Genomic DNA, 6,318 nt, shown 5'->3' with positions numbered 1-6,318 from the left:
ATCTGTTTTGATGTAAACTTTTTAAAATCTCTAATAGTATCTTTTAGTTCAAATGGTTCATTACAGTTAACTATGAGGTGAATGTGGTTCGTCATAATACATTAGGCGTATACATTCAATCCTTTTGATTTTATACAATAACTCAATGAGTTTATTATTATATCTCGTTGCTCTTTACGGCTAAATATATCAACCCACTCAACAATTGTCATTGTTAAATAGTAGGACTTATTCTCTTTAATAGTATGTTTTACACCTTGTTTGATGCTTAAATATAACTAATTAATAAACAAAACTCTGCTTCTAATTTCCGCAGGGTTGCAAACACCTGCGGAGCATTCTGCTTTAAATATCAGCCGAATGGATTTGTAGTCCGTTTGCAATCTAATTGTTGAAGTCTTATAGTCTATTTTCTTTGCTTAATTGATAATTCTTGATTGTTGTGAAAGGTTAAAAGTCATTCGATATTTCAGAGAATTTGTTTAATGTCATTTGAAGTAAATATTGATTATTTTTGTGTTATGATTGATTTGATAAAAAATAATACTGAGGCACTTGCATCTATTTGTGTGGAGCATTATGTCAAATCATTACATCTTTTTGGCTCAGCAGCGAAAGGTGATTTTAATCCAAAGAAGAGTGATTTAGACTTTGTCGTTGAATTCAATGATGCTATAGATCCTATTGATTATGCAGATAATTTCTTTTCTCTATTAGATGCACTAAAGCAATTATTTCAGAAGGAAGTTGATTTACTATCTTTTAGAGCGCTTAGAAATCAAGTAATAATTTCTGAATTCAATAATACCAAAGTACAATTGTATGCTGCATAATAAGCTGCTCAAGTATATTTTGGATATTGAGTCTATCATTCAAGAAGTTGATATTGTAAAAAGTAGATATTCCACTTTTGGCGAGTTTGATAATGACTTTATAGCCAAAAGGGCGATAGAGCGTCATCTTGAAATTATTGGTGAAGCAGTGAATAACATCAGAAAGATTGATGCATCAATTAACATTTCCGGAGTGGCTCAGATTGTGAACTTGAGAAATCTGATTATACATTCTTATGATAGTGTTGATTCCGGTATTTTGTGGGGAATAATACAAAAAGATATTCCAGTTCTTAAAATGGAAATTCATAATTTAAGAATGTAAAGATGTTCGAGCGGACTTGCAGTCCGTTTGCAATCTAATTGTTGAAGACTTATAGTTTATTTTTAGAATTCGAGTAATACATCTAACAAGATTATAGAATGTATATTTTGATTAATTTGGATTGCATAATTGTATCAATAAGTCACATGGAGTATGTCATATCTCTATGTTAGCAGTATTATGAAAAAAAAGAAACCTCAGAAATTAATTAAAAGGGTATTAATAGTTTTGATAATTTCAGGACTTCTTTTTTTGCATTTTTATGCACCAAGATTTATAACAGAAATTAAAAACCCGCTTATCGAAATAATCAAAGGAGATTATTTATTAACAACAAGTTCAGGTTTTGAGAATAACCATGTAAAGGGAAAATATATAACTTTTAAAAGTTTTGACAATATAGAGCTTTCAAGTTATTTAACCTATTCAAGTAGAGATACAGCACTAGGAACTATCATTTTATTGCACGGAATAAGGTCAAACAAGGAACGCTTCATTGAATTAAGTGCTATGTTATCAAAACAAGGGTTTAATTCCGTTGCTTTAGATTTAAGAGCACACGGGAGCAGTAGTGGAACACATTGTACATTCGGTGTAAAGGAAAAAAAGGACATTTCTGAATTACTTAATGTTTTAGAAAAGCAGGAGAATATAGATGAAAATATTGGCATTTGGGGACAATCATTAATAGGAGCGGTAGGACTTCAGGCAATTGGAAGAGATAAAAGAATAAAATTTGGAATAATAGAAAGTACTTTTTCTGATTTTAAAACAATTACAAATGATTACTTTAATTATCACGTAGGTATTTATATAAAACCGCTGACAAATTACCTAGTATACAGAGCAGGAAAGATAGCAGGATTTAATCCCGAAGATGCAAAACCCCTAAAGTATTGTGAAAACATTGAACAGCCAATTCTTATAATTCACGGAAATAAAGACAAGAGAATAAATATAAAGTATGCAAAAGATAATTTTGCTAAAATAGCAAGTAAAAAGAAAGAGTTTATTGAAATTGAAAACGCGAACCATTTAAACGTATGGGAAATAGGCGGAGATGAATACTTTGGGAGAATAATGAAATTTATAAAAGAAAATACTGGTGACAACACCAGCTTTGCAGGATATTCTTTTAAGTAGAAAGCTCCCGTTCCCTGATTTCACAAGATGTTATTATAGGCAGGATGCTCAGCAATGGTTTCTTCCTAGCGGCGGACAAGTGCAACCCTGCGGAATATTTTTTTATCAACCTACTCGTTCAATCAGACGTTTAGAACTTTTGCAGTCTAATTGTTGAAGCTTTTAATCTCATTACCACAAGCTCGATTACCAATAATTAATTCAATCGGTTCTGACTTTTAATTTGCTGCGTAATGTTATTGATGGTATAAATTAAATCATCATTATTAACGCTCGTGAAATTCAAAATGTAAAAAGGTTCCTGTTTGAATACAGCCCTGTAACGCCATTCTAATTCGCTAGTAGTTACAAAATCTATTGTATTGGTGTACCACCAAACGGTGTTTAGACTGTTTTGAGAAGTAGATTTTAGGGTCGCACGCATGCATTCATTTTCACCTATTTTGCTGTTCGCTTCATTACTGATTTCAAAACCATCTCCTCTCCAACACATCATAGGGTGGTGGTTCGAGAAACTTAGTGGATTGATAGGTTTGATTGTAAAAATGGAATTTCCTCTGCGGTAGGTTACAATCCCATCAATGGATTTGCTAGCCGTGTAACCATTAAAAGTGTAGGTTATTTCTTCCTTTTGACGTTGTTTTGTATCAATAAATAATTGTGCAACCATAAGAATAGAAACAACGAACAAACTGATTTGAGCAACAGAATGATACTTGTTTTTTGTGTGAAGAGGTCGGTCATCAATTACCCAGTTTTTCTTCAAAGTATATCGGATCAAGAAGACCATGGGTATAAGATGAAAAACAATTAATGTTACTATCCCAATCATCTCGTGGGACATTGTTCCTTCTGCAGATTTTAATAAAATCAGCATTACAATCCGAAAGAAATTTCCCAAAATGATTAACAGAAAACTGAGGAATAGAAAGAGACTCACCACACGAGGTTTCAACTTTATTTTTAATGACTGAGCCGTTTGGTTGAGTATTAAAAGAGTGAGCAAGAATCCTGTAATGACGAGCCGAAGTCCCATGCATCCTGTGTCTACGCTAAACTGTTCGCCGGCATTAAAAATCTGAGTTCCATCAAAACTTACGACTGGGTAAAAAAGTGAGATTAATTTGGCAGCCCATTTTGTGATTTCTAATCGGATGTAAAATCCAAACAACATGAAGAAACTTCTGGTAATGGGTAAGTAAAACAAAAGGGCATAAAAAGCCATTTCATTGAGTTTGCCCACTTTTAATTCTATTGTGGCAAACACAAGAGATAGTCCACAAGCTAGCGCCCAGTAGGATTGTCCAAATACAAAAAATAAGAGCGCAAATACAGCGGTTAGAATAACATACCGATTAGTGCCAACTTGTTGTCTATCAATTTTAAGAATGAAGGGCAATAGGAAGAATCCAAAGAATGCAATTTTGTCAAATTCTTTCAATGCAGACCACGAAATAATAAGTGTACACACCAATGTGTACACTATTGCAATCCACTTGAAGTTGATTGTAAATTGCTTGAAGTTCATGCTTCTCATTTGCTTACATTCAGTCTTGAAACAATTAAAAAACTTAGAAGAAACAATCCAACGATAATCAGCGTCCATTCATGAGGCTCAGGCACGGCGCCTGAAGAATCGGAGACAGCAGGAAGAGGCACACTTTTCTCGGTCGCCTGATCTTGGCTATCATCTACCGCCACGAATGATGTAAACTCTGTAAGTAGATTATAGTTTAAACCGAGTTCAATGATTTCATCTTTCAATTTTCCTGTTGGTTCTGCTCTATTGTAGTCCGACAGCATTTTGATTTTTTGTCTTGCCCAGAGGTATTTCAATGCACCGTTTTCAGGGCTTTGAATGCCTTCAGATGTATTAAACTCTTTGTTAAACTTTCCATCAGCATTTTGTCCTCTCACGATGATTTTACCGTCCGTTGCCGACTTGTATTTTCCAAATACTACCAATGGCTTGTCGCCAAAAAGGTCAGGCACATTTTTCGGAAGCACATCATAGGTCTTCATTCCATTGAACTTTACTTTAATGTCTGTAAGTATCGGATTGGTCACCATTTCTTTAAATTCAGCAGCTTTTTTCAAGGCTTCGTCCTCAGTTGAGCAAATAAAGGCTTCACTCATTCCAGCATTTGCTAACGCTTCAATGATATATCGATTAGAACTTTGTCCAATTCCGAAAGGGAAAAAATTAGCTTTACCCAAATTGTCTTCTATCAGTGCAATTGCCTCACGCTCCACCGTTACTAGTCCATCAGTAGCAATAATTACGGTACTTGATCGACCATTGTCATCCATCATTTTTAAGGATCGCTCTATAGCCGGTAGGATTTCCGTTCCACCATATCCTTCCTGATTATTAATGAAATTCATTGCTTCATTGATGTAAGATGAAGTGGCAGGTACTAGCACCGTTTTAAACTGTTCGCTTGAGCCAGCAAAGAGTAGAATGTTAAACCTATCTTTTTCATTTAGCCCACGTAATATGGAATTGATTAACTTTTTAGAAACCTCAATAGGGAAGCCATTCATTGAGCCTGAAATGTCTACTATAAAGATATAATCACGAGGGGGGATGGAAGTTTGAGTTGGTCTAGCAGGCGGTTGGATGGTGCACAAAAAGAAATTTTCTTCTTCGCCTTCATAGAGCAAAAGACCAGTAGCTATCTCATCGCCTGCCAATTGATACCTGAATATAAAATCGCCTATAGTATTTTTAGAATTGATGATGGAGGATTCCAGTTTACTTTCTGATAAATACAGAACGTTTGCATTTGGGTGACTGAACCAAGACGCCTGTTTGATTGGCATTCCTGCATTAAGTTTTAGGTCTAAAGAAAATGTGGGTTTATTGCCTTGATAATTGGCTGCATCTTTATTTGTAAATGGATTTTTCACCCAAGAATCTTTAGCTGCCATTTCTATTGTTGCATAGCGAGGGCCAACAAGTGTAGGGAAAACAAATTCATAGGTTTTCTTGTTTGGAATGAGTGTTTCGGTGTATTTGAAACGTACAAATACCGTGCTTTTTGGTTTAATGTTCGCCAAGCTCATTTGGAATACATTTGGCCGATGTTGCGTGAGAAGCGAGGCAGATTTGCCTTCTTTTTTGGCAGTCTCAAAGATTTCTTTGGCCTCTTCTTTTTCTTTGATTTTTGCTTTTATCACTCGGCCATTTAATTCCATTTCCATATAATAAATGGCGGATTGACTAGATCCTGGAAATACGTAATTCGTATTTAAAGTCAAATCGGAATTGTTGGTGTATTCTTGCTCAACTGTAATTTCTGCAATGATACCTGATACTTGTACCGAAACATTTGAATTAATCAATGCAAAACTACTCGGATCAAAATCTTTGGGAAGTTCGTTCTCTACTTGGAAGTACGGAGATTCGGTGGTTTCTTCTTGTGCAAATAAGTTATTGCCGATGAAGATTAAAACGGCTAGATACAATATGTTCAATTTCATAGATGGGATTTTGTGTATTGAAACGCACAAGTGTTCATCATATTTTAAAGAAATTATAGAATGAGAATATTTTTTATAAATAATGCTCCATATGCCACTGTTTATTAGGGGTGTGAAAATATTATTTAGAATTATTTAACTAATTTGGGCTGGATAAGAAATGGGTAAGAAACAAGTTGCATATTATTCAGTTGCTGTAGTGAAAATAAGATGAGAACTAATAGAAGGACGACTCCTAAAGTGAAAGATAATCGAGTACAGAAAAAGAACCTCAGCTCAAACGAGTTTGCAATCCTTCATTATATTTCTTTGAACTAGAAAGCTCCTGTTCCCTGATTTCATAAAATGTTAATATAAGCAGGATGCTCCGCAGGTGTTTGCAACTCTGCGGAATATTTTTCTTACCAACTTCTTCATTTAATACTTTCTACCATTTGAGTTAAACATACTAATTCGTTTAGTAAAATTATCTCTGTTTCTGCATAGTTTGGAGCTGAAGAATACAACCAATCTTCTTGGTTGTTGACCCATCCG

Annotated in this window: 5 protein-coding genes; 3 read left to right on the top strand and 2 right to left on the bottom strand. The window is 34.5% G+C overall.

The window, feature by feature from the left end; all coding sequences use genetic code 11:
- The first annotated feature begins 485 nt into the window (after positions 1 to 485).
- The 3 genes from GQN54_RS09445 to GQN54_RS09435 all read left to right on the top strand — a co-directional run bounded on the left by GQN54_RS09445 (position 486) and on the right by GQN54_RS09435 (position 2,301).
- A complete protein-coding gene (locus GQN54_RS09445) occupies positions 486 to 833 on the top strand; it encodes a nucleotidyltransferase family protein (protein WP_207554868.1) in 348 nt (115 codons plus the stop codon).
- Positions 823 to 1,158: a HepT-like ribonuclease domain-containing protein gene (locus tag GQN54_RS09440; RefSeq protein WP_160633291.1), complete on the top strand. Its 336-nt coding sequence runs from the start codon at positions 823 to 825 to the stop codon at positions 1,156 to 1,158. The genes GQN54_RS09445 and GQN54_RS09440 overlap by 11 nt, the downstream gene beginning before the upstream one ends.
- Positions 1,159 to 1,338: 180 nt before the next feature.
- On the top strand, positions 1,339 to 2,301 hold the full coding sequence (locus GQN54_RS09435) for an alpha/beta hydrolase (RefSeq protein WP_160633290.1): 963 nt from the start codon (positions 1,339 to 1,341) through the stop codon (positions 2,299 to 2,301).
- A gap of 196 nt (positions 2,302 to 2,497) precedes the next feature.
- Here the strand turns inward: GQN54_RS09435 and xrtN are convergent, their stop codons facing one another.
- A complete protein-coding gene (xrtN, locus tag GQN54_RS09430) occupies positions 2,498 to 3,829 on the bottom strand; it encodes an exosortase N (protein ID WP_160633289.1) in 1,332 nt (443 codons plus the stop codon).
- Positions 3,830 to 3,834: 5 nt separating this feature from the next.
- Positions 3,835 to 5,784, bottom strand: a complete 1,950-nt coding sequence (locus GQN54_RS09425) for a VIT domain-containing protein (RefSeq protein WP_160633288.1) — start codon at positions 5,782 to 5,784, stop codon at positions 3,835 to 3,837.
- Positions 5,785 to 6,318: the final 534 nt, after the last annotated feature.

It is taken from the genome of Acidiluteibacter ferrifornacis (assembly GCF_009909615.1).
Classification (GTDB): Bacteria; Bacteroidota; Bacteroidia; order Flavobacteriales_E; family Vicingaceae; genus Acidiluteibacter; species Acidiluteibacter ferrifornacis.
Note: the sequence above shows the minus strand (reverse complement) of the source record. Positions and strands in the feature narration are given on the sequence as shown.